General features: G+C 69.4%; 18 protein-coding genes. 9 read left to right on the plus strand and 9 right to left on the minus strand.

What is annotated here, in order from left to right; translation table 11 throughout:
* Nucleotides 1–9: 9 nt before the first annotated feature.
* The gene (locus VF106_RS27645) at nucleotides 10–2,151 is read right to left on the minus strand and encodes a molybdopterin-dependent oxidoreductase (RefSeq protein WP_330842778.1); all 2,142 of its coding nucleotides are present in this window, start codon (nucleotides 2,149–2,151) and stop codon (nucleotides 10–12) included.
* 130 nt (nucleotides 2,152–2,281) lie between these two features.
* Between VF106_RS27645 and VF106_RS27650 the strand changes: the two genes are divergently transcribed.
* The 3 genes from VF106_RS27650 (at nucleotide 2,282) to VF106_RS27660 (ending at nucleotide 4,664) form a co-directional block, all read left to right on the plus strand.
* Entirely contained in the window at nucleotides 2,282–3,364 is a 1,083-nt protein-coding gene (locus VF106_RS27650) for a glycoside hydrolase family 76 protein (protein WP_330842876.1), read from the plus strand.
* Nucleotides 3,365–3,374: 10 nt separating this feature from the next.
* Nucleotides 3,375–4,118, plus strand: a complete 744-nt coding sequence (locus VF106_RS27655) for an SDR family oxidoreductase (RefSeq protein ID WP_330842779.1) — start codon at nucleotides 3,375–3,377, stop codon at nucleotides 4,116–4,118.
* 138 nt (nucleotides 4,119–4,256) lie between these two features.
* On the plus strand, nucleotides 4,257–4,664 hold the full coding sequence (locus VF106_RS27660) for a VOC family protein (RefSeq protein ID WP_330842780.1): 408 nt from the start codon (nucleotides 4,257–4,259) through the stop codon (nucleotides 4,662–4,664).
* Here the strand turns inward: VF106_RS27660 and VF106_RS27665 are convergent, their stop codons facing one another.
* Nucleotides 4,665–5,270: a DedA family protein gene (locus VF106_RS27665; RefSeq protein WP_330842877.1), complete on the minus strand. Its 606-nt coding sequence runs from the start codon at nucleotides 5,268–5,270 to the stop codon at nucleotides 4,665–4,667.
* Nucleotides 5,271–5,407: 137 nt separating this feature from the next.
* Nucleotides 5,408–6,376 (minus strand): alpha/beta hydrolase, encoded by a 969-nt coding sequence (locus tag VF106_RS27670; RefSeq protein ID WP_330842781.1) that lies wholly within the window; start codon nucleotides 6,374–6,376, stop codon nucleotides 5,408–5,410.
* Between the two features lie 114 nt (nucleotides 6,377–6,490).
* Between VF106_RS27670 and VF106_RS27675 the strand changes: the two genes are divergently transcribed.
* Nucleotides 6,491–7,876 (plus strand): FAD-binding oxidoreductase, encoded by a 1,386-nt coding sequence (locus VF106_RS27675; RefSeq protein WP_330842782.1) that lies wholly within the window; start codon nucleotides 6,491–6,493, stop codon nucleotides 7,874–7,876.
* Nucleotides 7,877–8,483: 607 nt separating this feature from the next.
* Here the strand turns inward: VF106_RS27675 and VF106_RS27680 are convergent.
* The 4 genes from VF106_RS27680 to VF106_RS27695 form a co-directional block, all read right to left on the minus strand.
* Nucleotides 8,484–9,152 (minus strand): DedA family protein, encoded by a 669-nt coding sequence (locus VF106_RS27680; RefSeq protein ID WP_330842878.1) that lies wholly within the window; start codon nucleotides 9,150–9,152, stop codon nucleotides 8,484–8,486.
* Nucleotides 9,153–9,204: 52 nt separating this feature from the next.
* Nucleotides 9,205–9,483, minus strand: a complete 279-nt coding sequence (locus VF106_RS27685) for a hypothetical protein (protein WP_330842783.1) — start codon at nucleotides 9,481–9,483, stop codon at nucleotides 9,205–9,207.
* 148 nt (nucleotides 9,484–9,631) lie between these two features.
* Nucleotides 9,632–10,786, minus strand: coding sequence for an N-acetylglucosamine-6-phosphate deacetylase (nagA, locus tag VF106_RS27690; RefSeq protein WP_330842784.1), 1,155 nt, complete (start codon nucleotides 10,784–10,786; stop codon nucleotides 9,632–9,634).
* Between the two features lie 225 nt (nucleotides 10,787–11,011).
* Nucleotides 11,012–11,596 (minus strand): SigE family RNA polymerase sigma factor, encoded by a 585-nt coding sequence (locus VF106_RS27695; RefSeq protein ID WP_330842785.1) that lies wholly within the window; start codon nucleotides 11,594–11,596, stop codon nucleotides 11,012–11,014.
* Between the two features lie 48 nt (nucleotides 11,597–11,644).
* On the opposite strand from VF106_RS27695, the gene VF106_RS27700 reads away from it, so the two are divergent.
* Nucleotides 11,645–11,932: a YciI family protein gene (locus tag VF106_RS27700; RefSeq protein WP_330842786.1), complete on the plus strand. Its 288-nt coding sequence runs from the start codon at nucleotides 11,645–11,647 to the stop codon at nucleotides 11,930–11,932.
* Here VF106_RS27700 and VF106_RS27705 read toward each other — a convergent pair.
* Nucleotides 11,926–12,393, minus strand: a complete 468-nt coding sequence (locus tag VF106_RS27705) for a pyridoxamine 5'-phosphate oxidase family protein (RefSeq protein ID WP_330842787.1) — start codon at nucleotides 12,391–12,393, stop codon at nucleotides 11,926–11,928. The genes VF106_RS27700 and VF106_RS27705 overlap by 7 nt on opposite strands.
* An 8-nt stretch (nucleotides 12,394–12,401) precedes the next feature.
* The gene (locus VF106_RS27710) at nucleotides 12,402–13,295 is read right to left on the minus strand and encodes a short-chain dehydrogenase/reductase (protein WP_330842788.1); all 894 of its coding nucleotides are present in this window, start codon (nucleotides 13,293–13,295) and stop codon (nucleotides 12,402–12,404) included.
* A 109-nt stretch (nucleotides 13,296–13,404) separates the two neighbouring features.
* Here VF106_RS27710 and VF106_RS27715 point away from each other — a divergent pair, with 109 nt between their 5' ends.
* The 4 genes from VF106_RS27715 to VF106_RS27730 all read left to right on the plus strand — a co-directional run bounded on the left by VF106_RS27715 (nucleotide 13,405) and on the right by VF106_RS27730 (nucleotide 17,693).
* A complete protein-coding gene (locus VF106_RS27715) occupies nucleotides 13,405–15,027 on the plus strand; it encodes an alkaline phosphatase D family protein (RefSeq protein ID WP_330842789.1) in 1,623 nt (540 codons plus the stop codon).
* A 53-nt stretch (nucleotides 15,028–15,080) separates the two neighbouring features.
* The gene (locus VF106_RS27720; RefSeq protein WP_330842790.1) at nucleotides 15,081–15,908 is read left to right on the plus strand and encodes an LLM class F420-dependent oxidoreductase; all 828 of its coding nucleotides are present in this window, start codon (nucleotides 15,081–15,083) and stop codon (nucleotides 15,906–15,908) included.
* 328 nt (nucleotides 15,909–16,236) lie between these two features.
* Complete coding sequence (fbaA, locus tag VF106_RS27725; RefSeq protein WP_330842791.1) at nucleotides 16,237–17,271, plus strand: class II fructose-bisphosphate aldolase; 1,035 nt, start codon at nucleotides 16,237–16,239, stop codon at nucleotides 17,269–17,271.
* Between the two features lie 2 nt (nucleotides 17,272–17,273).
* The gene (locus VF106_RS27730; protein WP_330842792.1) at nucleotides 17,274–17,693 is read left to right on the plus strand and encodes a DUF3151 domain-containing protein; all 420 of its coding nucleotides are present in this window, start codon (nucleotides 17,274–17,276) and stop codon (nucleotides 17,691–17,693) included.
* Nucleotides 17,694–18,085 lie beyond the last annotated feature (392 nt).

The following is an 18,085-nucleotide window of genomic DNA, read 5'->3' on the forward strand; positions in this document are numbered from 1 at the left end:
CAGATTGATTCAAGCTGGCTCGATCTCAACCGGGATGCCGTTCAGTGCCGCGGTGCCGGAGAGGGCGTCGAGCAGCTGGTCGTCCGCGAGGATGTTGGTGTTCACGCCGGCGTGGGCCCTGGCCACCGAGGTACGGGTGCCGTCCACGTCGTGGCCCCAGCCGTGCGGGATGCTCACCACGCCGGGTCGGATGGCGTCCGTGACCTCCACCGGGACCTCGATCTTGCCGGCACGGGAGCGAACCACCGCGGTACCGCCGTCGACCAGCCCAAGCCGGGTCGCGTCCGCCGGGTTCAGCTGCGCCGTGCACCGGTTGCTGCCCCGGACCAGCGGCTCGAGGTTGTGCATCCACGAGTTGTTCGAGGACAGCTGCCGCCTGCCGATCAGCAGCAGCTCGCCGTTGACCGGGGTGTCGAGCATGGCGGCCAGGCGTGGCACGTCGGCCGTGACCGGCGCGGGCGCCAGCTCGACCAGGGCGGACGACGTGGTCAGGATTTCCGGCAGTCGCGGCGTCAGCGGGCCGAGGTCGACACCGTGCGGCGCGGCCTCCAGGTCGGCCAGCGTCAGGTCGTACGGGCCACCCCGCAGCATGATGTCGATCAGTCGCTCCGGACCTCGGCGGTCGCCGATCGGCACGTCGTACCGTTCGGCCATCTGGGTCGCCACGAAGTCGTCCAACCCCGCGATGTCCGCTCCAGAGCCCATGCCCATCACGATTCCCGTGAGCCGCAGCAGCGTCTCCCACTCCTGCGGGACGTCCGTCGGCAGGGCGGCCGGTGTCCAGTTCGCGACGTTGCGGACCGCCAGCTGGTACAGCGCCAGGTCGTAGTGCGGGCGCTCCAGCGGGGTCGGGCCGGGCAGGATGACGTCCGCGTGCCGGCTCGTCTCGTTCAGGTAGACGTCCACCGACACCATGAAGTCCAGCTGCCCCAACGCCTCGACGAGTCGATCCGCGTTCGGTGTGGACAGGCACGGATTGCCGCACACGGTGAGCAACGCGCGGACCTGGCCCTCGCCGGGCGTCACGATCTCGTCGGCCAGCGTCGCCACCGGCAGCTCGCCCATCACCTCGGGCAGGCTCCGCACCCGGCTGTGCCACCGGCCGGTCTGGAAGCCGCGGCGCTTCTTCTCCGCCCGCGCGTTGGCCTGGCCGGCCGCCGCGAGCGGGAACATCGCGCCGCCCTCGCGGTCGAGGTTGCCGGTCAGCGTGTTGAGGACGTCGATCAGCCAACTCGCGAGAGTGCCAAACGCTTGCGTCGTGGTGCCGATCCGCCCGTACACCACCGCCCGCTCGGCGGCGGCCAGCTGACGGGCCATGTCCCGGATGGTGCTGGCGTCGATGCCCGTGTGCTCCGCGACGGCTTCCGGCGTGAACGGCTCGGCAAGCAGCCGCAGCTCGTCGAGCCCGTCGACCGGCAGGGCCCGCAGGTTGGTCAGCGACTCGGCGAACAGGGTCTGGACCAGTGCGAACAACAGCAACGCGTCGGTGCCCGGCCGGATCGCGTGGTGCTCGTCGGCCAGCTCGGCGGTGCGGGAGCGGTTCGGGTCGACCACGACGAGCTTGCCGCCGCGCTGCCGCAGTGCCTTCAACCGGCCACGCACGTCCGGCGCGGTCATCAGGCTTCCGTTGGACACCAGCGGGTTCGCGCCGAGCATCAGCAGGTGGTCGGTGCGGTCCAGGTCCGGGATCGGGATCGTGAGCGGGTGGCCGAACATGTGCCCGGCCGAGAAGTGCTTCGGCAGCTGGTCGACCGTGCTCGCCGTGTAGAAGTTCCTGGTGTTCAACGCCTTGTAGAGCACCGGCCCGTACAGCGACGTCGAGGTGTTGTGCACCGACGGGTTGCCCGCGTACACGGCCACCGCGTTGCGCCCGTGCTCGGCGATGATCGGCGTGAGCCGCCGGTCGATCTCGGCGAACGCCTCGTCCCAGCTGACCTCGACCAGTTCGCCGTCGCGGCGCACCAGCGGCCTGCGCAACCGGTCCGGGTCGTGGTGCAACGCACCGAGCGACGCGCCCTTCGGACAGATGAAGCCGTGGGAGAACACGTCGGCGTCGTCACCACGCACCCCGACCACCTGGTCCCCGTCGACCGTCACCGACAATCCGCAGGTCGCTTCACACAGAGGGCACGTCACCGGTGTCGTGGTCATGACCCAACTCTGACACAGGAAGGTGATGTCACTCTTCCGGCGGACACATCGGAACCGATTCAGCACGCACGATGGACAAGTGACGCAACGCGCCGGCTTCGCGGAGAGCGAGGCGGGAAACTCGCCGACCCTGTGGGGTGCGCGCGCGGCCGTCGCCGAGCGGGCGGTCGTCGCCCGGCATGTGCGCAGGCTGTGGGGTCTGCCCGGCACCCGGCTCGGTGCCGTCGGCTGGCCGCAGTCGACGAGCAACCGCCTGCACGGTGGCTGGAACTACTGGTGGCAGGCCCATTTGCTGGACTGCCTCGTCGACGCGCAGGAACGCCACCCGCACCCACGCCGGGCCGACATGATCAGCAGACTCGTCCGCGGCATCCACCTGCGCAACACCGGGTCCTGGACCAACGACTTCTACGACGACGTCGCGTGGCTGGGCCTCGCACTCATGCGCGCCAACGACGTCGAACGCATCTCGATCACCCCGGCCCTCACGAAGATCGCCGCTCAGCTGCGAAGCGGCTGGACCGACCATGGCGGTGGCGGCATCTGGTGGCGGCGCAAGGACAACTTCAAGAACGCGCCATCGAACGGCCCTGCCGCGATCCTGTTCGCCAGGTGGGCGACGCGTGGCGGGGAGCGGTCGGACAAGCAGCGTGCCCGCTCGATGACCGAGTGGATGGCGCAGGTGCTGGTCGATCCTGCCACCGGGCTGCTGTGGGACGGCGTGTACGTCGAGCCGGACGGGGCGATCGAGAAGATCGTCAAGATCACCTACACCTACTGCCAGGGCGTCTACATCGGCGCCTGCGTCGAGCTGGCCGAGGGCGACACGTCCGGCGTGTGGGTCGCACGGGCAGAGCGGACGATCAACGCGGTCGCCGCGCACCTGAGCGACGACAACGTGGTGCGTGGCCAGGGCGGCGGCGACGGCGGTCTGTTCGCCGGGATCCTCGCCAGGTACCTGGCACAGGCCGCGCTGCGGTTGTCCTCGCCGGCCGCCGCGGTCGCGCACCAACTGGTCATGGGCTCGGCGGAAGCGGCATGGAAGAACCGGGCACTCGCGCGCTCCGGACCGCTGTTCGGCCCGGAGTGGTCACAGCCGGCCCGTGTGCCGAGGTCGTGGGCGCACCGGCGGGTGGAGCGGGACCTGTCCGTGCAGCTGTCCGGGTGGATGGTGCTCGAAGCCGCGGCGCTGCTGGAGCGATCGTCGGGATAGGTTCACCCGCATGGGCGTGGTGATCGTGACCGGTGGTGGCCGGGGTATCGGGGCGGCGGTGGCTCGGCAGGTCGCGGGGGACGGGTCCGCGGTGGTCATCGGGTATGCGGGAGATCATGAGGCGGCCCGTGGGGTGGTCGCGGACATCGAGTCCGCCGGCGGGGTCGCGCACGCGGTGGCCGGTGACGTGGCCGAGGAGAAGGACGTGCTGCGGCTGTTCGCCGCCGCCGCCGAGCTGGGCACCTTGAGTGGGGTGGTGTGCAACGCGGGTGTCACGGGTAACTCACCAGGACGGTTGGACGAGCAGGACGTGGCGACGGTGCGCCGGGTTCTGGACGTGAACGTGCTGGGGGTGTTCCTGTGCGATCGGGAGGCGGTCCGACGGATGTCGACGCGGTACGGCGGCGCGGGCGGAGCGATCGTGAACATCTCGTCGACGGCGGCCGGACGCGGCTCACCAGGCGAGTGGGTGCACTACGCGGCGAGCAAGGCGGCGGTCGAGTCCATGACCTACGGGCTCGCGCAGGAGGTGGCCGCGGAGGGGATCCGTGTGAACGCGGTCGCCCCGGGGCTGGTGGTCACGGACCTGCACGCGGCGGCCGGCATGCCGAACCGCCCGGCGGAGCGCGCACCGGTCATTCCCATGAAACGCGCAGGTCAGCCGGAGGAGATCGCCGAAGGCGTTGCCTGGTTGCTGTCCCCGGCGGCGTCGTTCGTGACCGGCGCGACGCTGCCGATCAGCGGCGGTTACTGACACACGCACGGCTCGTGTAGCGAGCCAGACAACACAGTATCGGCCTGCAGAAGATCCGATAACGGCGCGGGTTTTCCCATTGCGCTGCGGCACTATGGCTGAGGCGACCCGCGACCACCCGGGTCGGGAAGGACTCTGATGCCCACGCTGACCGGTGTTCACCATGTCGCGCTGACCGTGACCGACGTGGACCGCAGTGTCCCGTGGTACGAGCGGGTCCTGGGGTTCGAGCTGATCGGGAAGGACGAGGCGCCGTCGGGTATGCGCAAGGCGTTCCTGCGTGGGCCCGGTTTCGGGATCACGCTGACCCTTGTGCAGCACGCGGTGTCGGAGTACTCCCTGTTCGACGAGCGGCGACCGGGGTTGGACCACCTGACCTTCTCGGTGCCGGACCGGACGAGCCTGCTGGAGTGGTCGGCTCGCCTCACCCAGCACGGGGTGACGTTCTCACCGATCGCCGAGGAACAGTCGGCCCCGGGCACCGAGGTGATCGCCCTGCGAGACCCGGACGGCATCCAACTCGTCCTCTGGGCCCGCGAACCCTAGCTAGTCGTTGGCGCCCACGGTGGCCGGTACGGGCGGTTTGTGCATTTCCTGCCGGTAGCGGACCACGCCGTAGACCGTGCCGCCGACGAAGAACGCGATGCTGCCCCACAGGGCCACGGCCTTGAGCCAGGGGAACTGCTCCAGGAAGCCGGCGCCGTAGTAGCCGAGCAGCACCAGCGTCGGCACCCAGGCCAGGCCGCCGATCGTGGTGGCGAGCAGGAACTTGCGGGTGTCCATCTTGGCCGCGCCCGCGATCAGTGGCGCGAAGGTGCGGATCCACGGGATCCACCTCGCCAGCACGATCGCCCAGAAGCCGCGTCTGTCGAGGAAATCCCGTGCCTTGGCCAGGTTCTCCAGGTTCAGTACTTTCCCGCCGCGCCGAGCGATGATCGTGTGGCCGGCCTTGTGTCCGATGTAGTACCCGACCATGTTGCCGACCACGGCCGTCACCATGGCGGCCGCCGACAGGGCCCAGGCATGCACCTCACCGTCGTGTTCGGCCAGAACCACGCCCGCCGCGAACAGCAGTGAGTCGCCGGGCAGGAACAGGCCCACGATGAAGGCACATTCGGTGAACACGAAGCCCAACACGATGATCCACACCATGACCGGGCCGGCGGATTCGAGCACGCCACTTGCCACCGCGCTCGCCTCAGCCACAGAAGTCACGACCCGTAGGGTACGTGTCCCGGGTTTGGACGTACGCCGAACGTGCCCGAATTCGCCATTTCTCCACCGGCGTGTCAACTGGCGGTGGCAACGATGTCCTGTTCGGTGACGACGGTCGTGCCGCGGACGAAGTCGCCCACGTACCGGATCGCTGCCCGCCCTTCCGGGATCAGGTGGTAGAACGCCGGGAACACGTGTACCTGACCTGGCCAGACCTGCAGTTCACAGTGGCCGCCCGCGGCGCGGATGCTCTCGGCCATGCGCTCCGAGTCGCCAAGTAGACACTCGGTGTCGCCGACCTGGATGAGCACCGGCGGCCAGCGGCGCTTGCTCGCGCCAAGCACGTTCAGCCTGCGGTGCTTCGGTCCGTACTCCCCCGCGTAACTGAGACCGCACTCCATCGCCCGTTGGGGTGGCACGAACGGGTCGCGGCGGGCCGTGTCGCGTTCGACGACCTCCGCGCACCCCAGATCGAGAAAAGGGGAGAACATCACCGCCGCCGCGGGCATCGGCACCCGGCGCCTGGACAGGTCGGCCAGCAGGCCCGCCGTCAGGTGGCCGCCGGCCGAGTCGCCCATGACCGTGATGGCCTCCGGTGCGTGCCCGGTCTTCAGTAGCCAGCGGTAGGCCGCCAGCGCGTCGTCGGCCGCGGCGGGGAACGGGTGCTCGGGTGCCCGGCGGTACTCCACCAGGAACACCGGCCGGCCCGTGGACACCGACAGGGCCGCGGCCAGGTGTCGGTGTGTGCGCTGGGAACCGAACACGAAACCGCCGCCGTGCAGGTAGAGCACCACGCCGTTGGCCGGGTCGGCGCCGCGGCCGGTCAACCACAGGCCACGGACGTCCTCGTTGACAGCTCTGAGGCGAGTGCCTCTGGGGAGCGGGGTCAGGCCTACGGTGTCGAACACCTCGCGAACCAGGCGTCGCTGTGGCCAGCTCGTGATGGTCATCCGGTCGCCCAGCGGACGCAGACCACTCATCAACAACTGAGCGAGGGCTCTGCTCTGCACGCTCGGGCTCGTGGGCACCGTAGGTCGCGTCATCGCAAACCCCCGACCCTCCTGATCAGCGTCATCGTTGACGTATCAACCACAGTAAACGATCTGTGCCATGACTAGGTCTCGAAATCCGCTCAAGAACGTGACTACGTTTGAGGTATGACCGCCCTTTTGGACAGCCTCCGCGCGGCCGTCGGTGACGGCGCGGTGCTTGTCGACCCCGATGTCACGGCGAGTTATCAGCGCGACATGATGCCGCTGGCCCCGTTCGGGTCGCCGCTCGCGGTCGTGCTGCCGGGCAGCGCGGAGGAGGTGGCCGCGGTCGTCCGGGCCTGCGCGGCGGCCGGCGTGCCGATCGTGCCGAGAGGCGCCGGCAGCGGGTTGTCCGGCGCGGCGAACGCCATCGAGGGCTGCGTCGTCGTGGCGATGACCAGGATGAACGAGATCGTCGAGGTCGATCCGGACAACCGGCTCGCGGTCGTGCAGCCGGGTGTGGTGAACCTGGACCTGCGTGGTGCGGTGGAGAAGCACGGGCTGTTCTATCCGCCGGACCCGTCGAGCTACGACTGGTGCACGATCGGCGGCAACCTGTCCACCAACGCGGGCGGGCTGTGCTGTGTGAAGTACGGCGTGACCACGGACTCCGTGCTGGGGCTGGAGGTCGTGCTCGCGGACGGGGAGCTGCTGAAAACCGGCCGCCGCACGGTCAAGGGGGTCGCGGGCTACGACCTGACGAAGCTGTTCGTCGGCAGCGAGGGCACGCTCGGGATCATCACCCAGGCGACGCTGGCGCTGCGGCCGTTACCGCAGGTGCCCGGCACGATGGTCGCGGCGTTCTCGGCGGTGGAGACCGCGGGCGAGGCGGTGAGCCGGATCGTCCGCGAGGGCATTGTGCCGTCGCTGATGGAGATCATGGACGCCACGTCGATCGCGGCGGTGGAGACACACCTCAAGACCGAGCTCGGCGCCGGCCAGGGGTGCGCGGCGCTGCTGATCTGCCAGTCGGACTCCGGTGGCGAGGCGGCCCGGCAGGAGCTGCGGGCCATCGAGCAGGTGTGCACGGACGTGGGCGCGGACCTGGTGCACTCGACGTTCGACCCGGCGGAGGGCGCGCTGCTCCTCGCCGCACGACGGGCCGTGCTACCCGCGCTGGAGGTCTACGGCGCGTGGATGACCGACGACGTGTGCGTGCCCAGGACGAGGATCGCGGAGCTGATCGCGGGCTGCGAACGCATCTCCGCCGAGGTGAACCTCCGGCTGGCGGTCGTCGGCCACGCGGGCGACGGCAACATGCACCCGACGATCGTCTACGACCCGACCTCGGACGACGAGTTCGAACGCGCGACCAAGGCGTTCAACGACATCCTCGCCGTCGGCCTGTCGCTTGGCGGCACGGTCACGGGCGAGCACGGCATCGGCAAGATCAAACGCGACTGGCTGGAACGCGAGGTCGGCCCGATCGCCATGCGCACCCACCGCGCGATCAAGACGGCCCTGGACCCGAAGAACCTGTTCAACCCAGGCTCAATGTTCTCGATGAGCTAGCGGTGTGACCGGCTCGCGGTGAGGCCGACTGCGCCGGTCGCGCCCGTGGCGGACGTCCTGAGGGGCCTCGCTCGCAGCACGTCCAGCGCGGGCGAAGCGCCGCGAAGGACGGGCGTTGGGGACATGGCTGGTGTCATGAAAGACGCGATGGGGACGTTCAACGACATGAGCGCGTCTTTCGGGACACCGCCCGTGGCGTGAACACGCCATTCGTGCGCGACGTGAGCGGTGTGGTGAAGGACGCCTTTCTCGCATGGCCGCCAGCCGAAACCGCGCAGCGAGTCCCCCGGGCCGCACTCCGAGCCACCAAGACCATCGGTGGATCTGGGTTGAACGTCCCGAACCTCTCGTTCGGGACACCGGCCACGTCCGACAGCGGGCGTAACGGCGCAAACCCTCGCGGCCACAGCGGGGGCGGCCTCCGGCCCCCGGGTTCAACGCTACCGGACAGCTGTGACAACGCCGGCCGGTCAAGATCGCGTGCGGCCGGGTTGTCCACAGCGCAGCCAGTTGTCCACAGGCATGATCATTACCGCGGATCGTGTCGGTGCCCACCGGTAGGCTGGTGATCGGGGGCCGGAGGCCACGCGTCCCTCGAATCCGGCAGTTAGATGCGCTCGATGATCTCCGTGGGCGCGTCGCCCGCAGCGGCTGAGCGCTTCTTCTCGCGGCGCGCCTTCACGACCTCGATGATGATCGGGATGATCGAGAGCAGCACGATGAGGATCAGCATCGCGTCGATGTTCTTCTCGATGAACGAGATCTCACCGAGGAAGTAGCCCAGCACCGTGATGCCGGTGGCCCACAGCACGCCGCCGATGGCCGAGTAGGTGAAGAACTTCTTCGTGTCCATCCGGCCCACGCCCGCGATCGCGGTGATGAACGTCCGGACGATCGGCACGAACCGCGCCATCACGATGGCCCTCGGGCCGTACTTGTCGAAGAACTCGTGCGTCTTGTCGACGTACTCCTTCTTGAACAGCTTGGAGTCGGGCTTGCTGAACAGCGCGGGTCCGGCCTTGGCGCCGATCCAGTACCCGCACACGTTCCCGACGAACGCGCACACCGTGACCAGCAGGCACACCACCCACAGCGGCGTCGCGATGGCCCCGGTCGCCACGAACAGACCCGCCACGAACAGCAGCGAGTCGCCAGGTAGGAAGAAGCCGACCAGCAGCCCGCATTCGGCGAAGATGATCAGGCAGAGCACGGCCAGTGCCCAGCCGCCCATCCCGCGCAGGATGACCTCCGGGTCGAGCCAGGAGGGCAGGAGCATCGTGTGCACGGTGGCGGCAGCAGTCGTCACGCCATCAAAGAGTACGCGAGCTTCATATGAGCGTGAGCAGCCCTACGACCGCACCGGACGCCAGGCCGAGGAGCAGCGCCAACAGCAGGATGAGCGCCGCCGGCACCTGCCGTGGCGCCAGCTGCGGCAGGACGATCTGCCGCGTGACTTCCGTCTTCGGCGCGGAGTGCCGCAACGCCGGCAGGTCGCTGGACACCAACCCGTAGCCGACCGGCGAGGTGTCCGCGGGCGCCCGGGTGGCCTGCGCCCGCAGCGCCTCGGCGAGCAGCTTCTCCGGGTCCTTCGCACTGCCGCCGCTCACGACGTTCCCTCACAGGCTCGGTGACGTCGCTCGTCGGCGGCGTACCCATGGTTCGCTCCGCAAGCTCCACTCTCCGACGACCCCTCGCAGGCTCGGTGTCGCCGCTCGCGGTCGCCCTGCGTTCGATGGTTCGCTCCGCAAGCTCCGCTCACGCCGGAGACGCTACCCACTCACCACGTCGCATGACCGAGACCGGGATCAACTTGTCATCGAGCAGTACGACATCGGCCGCGTAGCCGGCGGCGAGCCGGCCCGTCACGTCGCCGAGGCCCAGCAGTTCCGCCGGTCGCGTGGACGCGGCCGTCACCGCGTCGAGCACGCCGAGCCCGCAGCCGCGCACCAGGTTCCGGAACGCGGCGTCCATGGTGAGCGTGCTGCCGGCGAGCGAACCGCCACCCGCGAGCGTGGGGACGCCGTCGGTCACGTCCACCTCGAGCCCGCCGATGTCGTAGGTCCCGTCGCCGGCCGCCGCCGCGGCGATGGCGTCGGTGATCAGGACCGTCCTGCCGACCCCGGCGTGGCGGGCGGCCAGCCGGACGATCGTGGGGTGGAGGTGCACGAGGTCGCAGATCAGCTCGACGGTCACCCGCTCGTCGTCCAGCAGTGCGCCGATCGGTCCCGGCTCGCGGTGGTGCAGCGGCCGCATCCCGTTGAACAGGTGGGTCGCGACGGTCGCTCCCGCGTCGACCGCCGGCACGACGTCCTCGGCCAGCGCGTCGGTGTGCCCGATGGCCGCGATCACGCCCGCGTCGACCAGCCGCTTCACCGCCGGCACCGCGCCTTCGAGTTCCGGCGCGACGGTCACCATCCGAATCGTGCCCCGGCCGGCGGCCAGCAACGCGTCCACTGACACCGGGTCCGGCGGGATCAGGATGGCCGGGTCGTGCGCGCCGCAGCGGGCCGCGGACAGGAACGGACCCTCGAGGTGGATGCCGGCGACAAGGCCTTCTCGTACGAGGTCGGTCAGCGCCGCGACCTGTTCGACCAGTTCGGGGATGGGTCGGGTGACCAGGCTCGCGAGCATGGTGGTCGTGCCGTGCGCGGTGTGCGCGTCGACGACCTGCCGGACGTGCTCCGGGTCGGTGCTGGTGAACGCCGCGCCACCGCCGCCGTGGCAGTGGATGTCGACGAAGCCGGGCAGCACCCAGCTCCCGGACGCGTCGGTGACGGTGGCGTCCGGCCGGGCCGGCGGCTCACCGCTGCCGAGCGCGTTGATCAGGCCTTCCTCGATCAGCACCCAACCCGGGTCGAGCACGCCTTCCGGCGTGGCCACCCGTCCCCCCGTGATGAGCTGCGAACTCATACCTCACCCCTCGAACACTGACGCTATTGGTCTATACCATAGCCCCTCTGAACAGGTTGGGGATTATTCACAATATAACAAGCTGAGCATGTTATTGCCTAACGGTTCCTGGGCGCGACTAGGTGAAAAATCGCTCGCAGGCAAGTACCGAGGACAAGTCGAAACCTTGCCGGCGGCGGCTTCCCGCAGAGGGCAGTGGAGCCGGCTCGTTCCGACTTGTCCTCGTCAGTTAGGCCCGCGCATGATCTTTTGCAGCGCGTCGAGTGCGCGACTTGCGGTGGACTTCACAGTCCCCTTCGAGATGCCGGCGGCCTCGGCGATCTCCGCCTCGGTCAGATCGCCGTAGTAGCGCAGCACGAGCACCTCGCGCTGGCGGGGCGGCAGCTGCGACAAGGCGCGCACCACCGACTGGTGCTCGGCCGTCAGCATCGCCAGGCTCTCCGCCGATCGCGCGTTGACCTGGTGCGGTGGCGTGTACTCGCGGGCGGTCTTGCGCCTGCGCAGCACCGACCGCGACCCGTTGACCACGGCGGTCCGCAGGTAGCCGACGGCCGCGGCCGCGTCCCGCAGGTTTCCCCAGTTGCGGTGCAGGCCGGTGAACGCCTCCTGCACGACGTCCTCCGCCGTCCCCGGCTCGTCCACCAACAGCAGCGCGAGCCGAACCAGACGCATGCGGTGCGTGCGGTAGAGATCTTCGAGTGTCAGCGGCGCCGGTTGTGCCGTGGGCACGGGAAAGCTGCCGGTGTCGATCGCACGCAGATGACCGAGCGTCCGCTCGACGCTGCGTTCCGCACTCAGTTCCCCAGGCACAGGCGCACCCTACCGTTCTGCTCCCCAGGCCGTCTGTAACGTTCGTGCATGGCCTGGTTCACGGTAGAGACAAGGTACGTCGACGATCACGACAGGCTGGCGGACAGCCGGCCCCGGCACCGCGCTTACCTGCAGGAACTGGTCGATCAGGGCAAGGTCGGGGCCGCCGGCCCGTGGGTGGACGACTCCGCGGGTTTCGCGATCTACCAGGTCGCCGATCGCGCCGAACTGGATCAGCTGCTGGCGGACGACCCGTACACAGTGGATGGTGTGGCGGCCTCACGCTTGATCAACGAGTGGAAGCTGGTCCTCGGTTCAGTGGGGACCGTTCAGTAGTCGCCTGCTAACTTCGCGTGATCCCAGCTCACGATCCTGGTCGGCCGGCAGATCAGACCGACCCGCTTGGGTACCTGCAACCGCACGAACTGGCCGGCTGACGCCGCGACCTCCTCGTTCGGGCTGTAGCGGTTCATGAGCTGCTGGCCGATCGAGGCGATCCGCTCCGCGTCGGTGACCAGCTCGACGTCGCACTCCATGGAGACGCCACGCAGCTTCGCGTAGACGTCGCCCATCTCAACGAGGATCGTGGCCTGCGGCAGGCGGCGCAGGTTGGCGGCCTTCTGCGACTTGGCGAACGTCCAGGTCTCGATCACGTCGCCGTGCGGCACGTACCAGAGCGCGACCAGATGCGGCCGCCCGTTGGGTCCGATCGTCGCGAAGTTCGCCGCCTTCCCTTCGGCGAGGAAGGCGGCGACCTCCTCGGGGCTCATCCTGATCTTGCCGCGGCGCGAGGGCATAGCGCTGGTTATAGCGCACCTTCGCGGCGGGCGGCGGCTTCCGCGCCGGGGCCGACGAGGCTCGAGGCGACCGCGCCGCGTCGGGCGATGTCGGCCAGTGCCGCCTCGTCCGCGGCTGGCACGAGCTTGCGTGCCTGCCACTCGACCACTCGTGGGACGAGCGCGCGGAACAGCTTCAGCACACCGACCCAACGGGGCACGTGGACGACCCTGGCCCGCCTGGCGATGCCGGCGGAGATGAGATCGACGGCCACCTGGAGCGGATAGGTCTTGTTGATCCCGCCGCCCGTGCTGCCGCGGACCTTGCCGAACACCGGGTGCTCGTCGGCCGAGTTGACCATGTCGGTCGCGATCCAGGTCGGGTGCGCGACGCCGACGGCCACGCCGAGGTGCCTGACCTCCGCCCGCAGCGAGTTCGCGAACGCCTCCACCCCGGCCTTGGCCGCCGAGTACGCCGCGTTGCCGGGAAGGTGCACGATCGCGGCCGCCGAGGACACCAGCAACGCGTAGCCCCCGGACTCGACCAGATGGGGCAGCGTCACGCGGACGGTCCGCCAGACCCCGAGCAGGTCCACGTTGATCACGCGCTCGAACGCTGCGGGGTCGATCGACCGGGTGAAGCCGGTGGCCGCGATGCCCGCGTTGGCCAGCACGACGTCGATCCGGCCGTACCGCGCGACGATCTCGGCCGTCGCCTTCTCCAGGTCGGCCCAGCTGGTGACGTCCGCCTCCCACGCGCCGGCGTCGGGTCCGCATTCCCTCGCCACCGCGGCCAGCTCGTCAGCCTCCAGGCCGACGAGCGCCACCTTCGCGCCCTTGGCGGCCAGGTCCCGAGCCACGCCGGCGCCGATGCCGCGGGCAGCGCCCGTGACCAGCACGACCTTTCCCCTGATCTTGCGCATGACCCGAACTTACCACCAGTAACTTACTTTCAGTAGTTGGTAACTGTGCACGTGATGTTTACGCAAAATGGCTGTATGTCACACCCCTGGGTGTCGCCAGGATCGGTGCATGGACCAGACGTACGACCGTCGATCGGTACTGCGAGTAGGCGCCGCTGGGGTGGTAATCGGCGCCGGGGTGGTCACCGCCGGTGCGACGGTGGCCAGCGCGGCCGAGCCTGTCTTCGCCCACGGCATCGCTTCCGGTGACCCGCTTCCCGACGGGATCCTGCTGTGGACCCGTGTCACCCCGACCCCCGACGCGACCCCCGGTTCCGGCGTTGGCCCCGCGGTCGACGTCACGTGGGAGGTCGCCACCGACGCGGCGTTCGCCACGATCGTGAGATCAGGAGTGGTGAACACCGGCCCCGGCCGTGACCACACGGTGAAGGTCGACGTGACCGGGTTGAGCCCGGCGACGACCTACCACTACCGCTTCCGGCTCGCCGGCGCGGTGTCCGGCACCGGCACGACCCGTACCGCGCCCGCGCTGTCCGCGGCCGTCGCCCGGCTGCGCTTCGGTGTGGTGTCCTGCTCGAACGTCCCGGCGGGGTACTTCGCCGCCTACCGCTACCTCGCCGAGCGCGGTGACCTGGACGCCGTGCTGCACCTCGGCGACTACCTGTACGAGTACGCCGGCGACTTCAACGGCGAGGCCGTGCGGCCACACGACCCGCCCCGCGAGGTGCTCACGCTCGCCGACTACCGCCTCCGGCACGCGAACTACAAGTCCGACCCGGACCTCCAACGGCTGCACGCGGCGGTCCCGTTCATCGCCACCTGGGACGACCACGAGGTCGCCAACGACGCGTGGTCCGGCGGCGCCGAGAACCACACGCCGGGGACCGAAGGTGACTACGCCACCCGGAAGGCGGTCGCCCACCAGGCGTACTTCGAGTGGATGCCCGTGCGTAACCAGGCCGACCGGATCTACCGGCGCCTGCGCTTCGGCCTGTTGGCCGAGCTGTTCATGCTCGACCTGCGCAGTTACCGGTCGCAGCAGGTGGGCATCGGCAACGGCGGCACGGACGACCCGAACCGGACCATCGTCGGCGCCGAGCAGATGGCGTGGCTGGAGAACGGCCTGGTCACGAGCGGCGGTCAGTGGAAGCTGGTCGGCAACTCGGTGATGATCGCCCCGTTCCAGCTGCCGCCACTGTCACCCGACCTGCTCGGTCCGCTCGCCGAGCTGCTGGGCCTGCCGTCCGAGGGGCTCTCGATCAACCCCGACCAGTGGGACGGCTACGCGGCCGACCGGCGCCGGCTCCTGGCCACGCTCGCCGGCAACACCGTGCGCGACACGGTGTTCCTGACCGGCGACATCCACTCCTCGTGGGCGAGCGACGTGCCGCGCGACGCCGGCCTGTACCCGCTGTCGCCGTCGGTCGCGACCGAGTTCGTGTGCACGTCGGTGACCTCGGACAACATCGACGACATCCTGGGCGTGCCGCCGAGGAGCGTGTCGCCGGCGCTGGAGACCGCGATCCGGGCGCTGAACCGGCACATCAAGTACGTCGAGCTGGACTCCCACGGCGCCTCGGTGTTGGAGGTGACCCCGGCAGGTACGCAGATGGACTGGTACTACCTGGCGAACAAGGCCGACCCGGCGAGCGCACTGAGCTGGGCGAGGTCGTTCCGCACCCGGGCGGGCACGCAGCGGGTCCAGTCCGTCGGCACGCCGATCGGGAATTAGCCGCCCGGTGGCACAGTTGTCTTCGACAAGTATCGAAGACAACTGGAGGCGGTATGGCGATCAGCAGGCTCGGCGTCTGGGACCACGCGGGGTGGGCCGGGTTCAGGGACCCGGAGGTGCTGGCCGAGCTGGAGCGGTTGGGTTACGGCACGGTGTGGCTCGGCGGTTCCCCGCCGGCCGACCTGTCCACGACCGAGCCAACGCTGGCCGCGTCGACGTCCCTGGTCGTCGCGACGGGCATCGTGAACGTGTGGGAGGCGGAGCCGGCGGCGGCCGGGTCCGCCTACCAGCGGGTGGCGGCCGCGTACCCGGACCGCTTCCTGCTGGGTATCGGTGTGGGCCACCGGCCGCTGGTCGGTGACCGCTACACCAAGCCGTACGACAAGCTGGTGAGCTACCTGGACGGGCTGGACGAGGCCGGCGTGCCGGTGTCGAACCGGGTGCTGGCGGCGCTAGGCCCCAAGGTGCTCGGCCTGGCCCGTGACCGGACCGCCGGCGCGCACCCGTACTTCACGACCCCGGAACACACCGCGCAGGCGCGGGAGATCGTGGGCGAGGGAAAGCTGGTGGTGCCGGAGCAGAAGGTGGTCCTGGCGACGGACCCGGTGGAGGCGCGGGCGCTGGCACGGAAGGCGCTCAACTTCTACCTGTCCCTGCCGAACTACACGAACAACTGGCTACGTCTGGGTTTCTCGGAGTCCGACCTCGCGGACGGCGGCAGCGACCGCCTGGTCGACGCGCTGATCACGTGGGGTGACGAGGACACGATCCGCGAGCGGGTCGAGGCCCACCTCGCGGCGGGCGCCGACCAGGTGGCGTTGCAGGTGCTGAACGAGGACAAGCTGTCCGTACTGCGAAGCCTGGCCCCGGCACTGGTCTGAGCCGACCTCGAGCGAACGGTCCTTTCGTGCCGCCCACCGGCCCATTTCCGTCGGTGCTCACCAGTAGCGTGGAAACCGGGGGGCCCCCGGGTGCACGAAAGGACCATTCGTGCTGCCTGCACGTTGGTTTCCTTGTGGTTGACCCGAAGTACGGGCTGCCCTCGGCCACCCTGATGTCGTTGCTCTCGGCGATTACCTCACCGCTTCGACGTGCTGTTGCCAGATGCCGGGTCTGCCGCTTCTGAATCGGTCATCCTCCCGTTGAGCCGCGAGTCCGTGCTCGTAGGATCGGGCAGACGGCCCTGCCAGCCATGAGGAGGACGTACCGATGCCCATCGCCACACCCGAGGTCTACGCGGAGATGCTGGACCGGGCCAAGGCGAACGAGTTCGCATTCCCCGCCATCAACGTGACCTCTTCCGAGACGCTCAACGCGGCCCTTCGTGGCTTCGCGGAGGCCGAGAGCGACGGAATCGTCCAGGTCTCGACCGGTGGGGCCGAGTTCGCCTCCGGCACCAAGGTCAAGGACATGGTCACGGGCGCGACCGCCCTGGCCGAGTACGCGCACGTCGTAGCCGCCAAGTACCCGGTCAACATCGCCCTGCACACCGACCACTGCCCGAAGGACAAGCTCGACGGCTTCGTCCGGCCGCTGATCGCCATCTCCCAGGAACGCGTCGCCGCCGGCAAGGAACCGCTGTTCCAGTCCCACATGTGGGACGGCTCGGCCATCGACCTGGACGAGAACCTGACGATCGCGGCCGAGCTGCTCGACGCCACCGCCAAGGCGAAGATCATCCTCGAGGTCGAGATCGGCGTCGTCGGCGGCGAGGAGGACGGCGTCGCCCACGAGATCAACGAGAAGCTGTACACGGCCGAGGGCGACTTCGTGAAGACGGTCGAGACCCTCGGCGCCGGCGAGCGTGGTCGGTACCTGCTGGCCGCGACCTTCGGCAACGTGCACGGCGTGTACAAGCCGGGCAACGTGAAGCTCCGCCCGGACGTGCTCAAGCGCGGCCAGGACGTCGTGGCGCAGAAGCTCGGCCAGCCGGCCGGTGCCAAGCCGTTCGAGCTGGTCTTCCACGGCGGTTCCGGCTCGCTGCTGGAGGAGATCCACGAGGCGCTGTCGTACGGCGTCGTGAAGATGAACATCGACACGGACACGCAGTACGCGTTCACCCGCCCCGTGGTCTCGCACATGTTCACCAACTACGACGGCGTCCTGAAGATCGACGGCGAGGTCGGCAACAAGAAGGCCTACGACCCGCGCTCGTACCTGAAGGCCGCCGAGCAGGGCATGGCCTCCCGCGTCACCCAGGCGTGTGAGCACCTGAAGTCGGCCGGCCGGATGCTGGCGGGCTGACCATGACCTTGCAGGAGAACCTCTTCGGCGGGCCGCCGGCCACCCACCTGCCCGACCGGCCCGAGCCGCAGGCAGCCCTGGAGGCCGGCACGGAACCGGCCAAAGTGGTCACCGAGTGGCCGGACTTCAGCGAGGGCTGGGCCGCACTGGCCGAGCTCGCGCTGACGGAGAACAACCCGGTCGCGGCCTACGCGTACGCCCGCACGGGCTACCACCGCGGCCTGGACCAACTCCGCCGAGCCGGCTGGAAGGGCCACGGCCCGATCCCGTGGTCACACCGCCCGAACCACGGCTTCCTCCGTGCGCTGGCCGCGCTCTCCCGCGCGGCACAGGCGATCGGGGAGACCGAGGAGTACGAGCGCTGCAAGCAGTTCCTCGCCGACTCCGACCCGGAGGCCCCCGGACATCTGGGCCTGGCCTGAGACAGCTCGACACGATGCCGCCCTCCGCTCTCGGAGGGCGGCATCGCCTGTTTCCGGGTTTCGGGGCGTAGACCCGGCTGCGTGTCGGTGCCGTGAACGAATGCCCCGAACGCGCCGTTCGTGGCCCGCGCGGCAGGCAACCCACCAAGCGAAACCCGCGAATGGTCGACTTGCCCGAAGAAGTTATCCACAGCCCGCGCCGGCCAGCTGTTTTGTCGGCCACCACCGGTAGAATGGCACCGGGGCCGCCCCCGGGATCGGGTGGGGGCTGGGCTACTTCTACGGCGCGATCAGCCGTTTGGTTTGCCGGCCGCGATTCCGCCCGAGGCCGCGTGGGCGGAGTCCAATGCGGACAGTGATGTCCGCCGAGCAGGTCGACGAGATCCGACCGG

This window comes from Actinophytocola sp. (assembly GCF_036378875.1).
Lineage (GTDB): Bacteria > Actinomycetota > Actinomycetes > Mycobacteriales > Pseudonocardiaceae > Actinophytocola.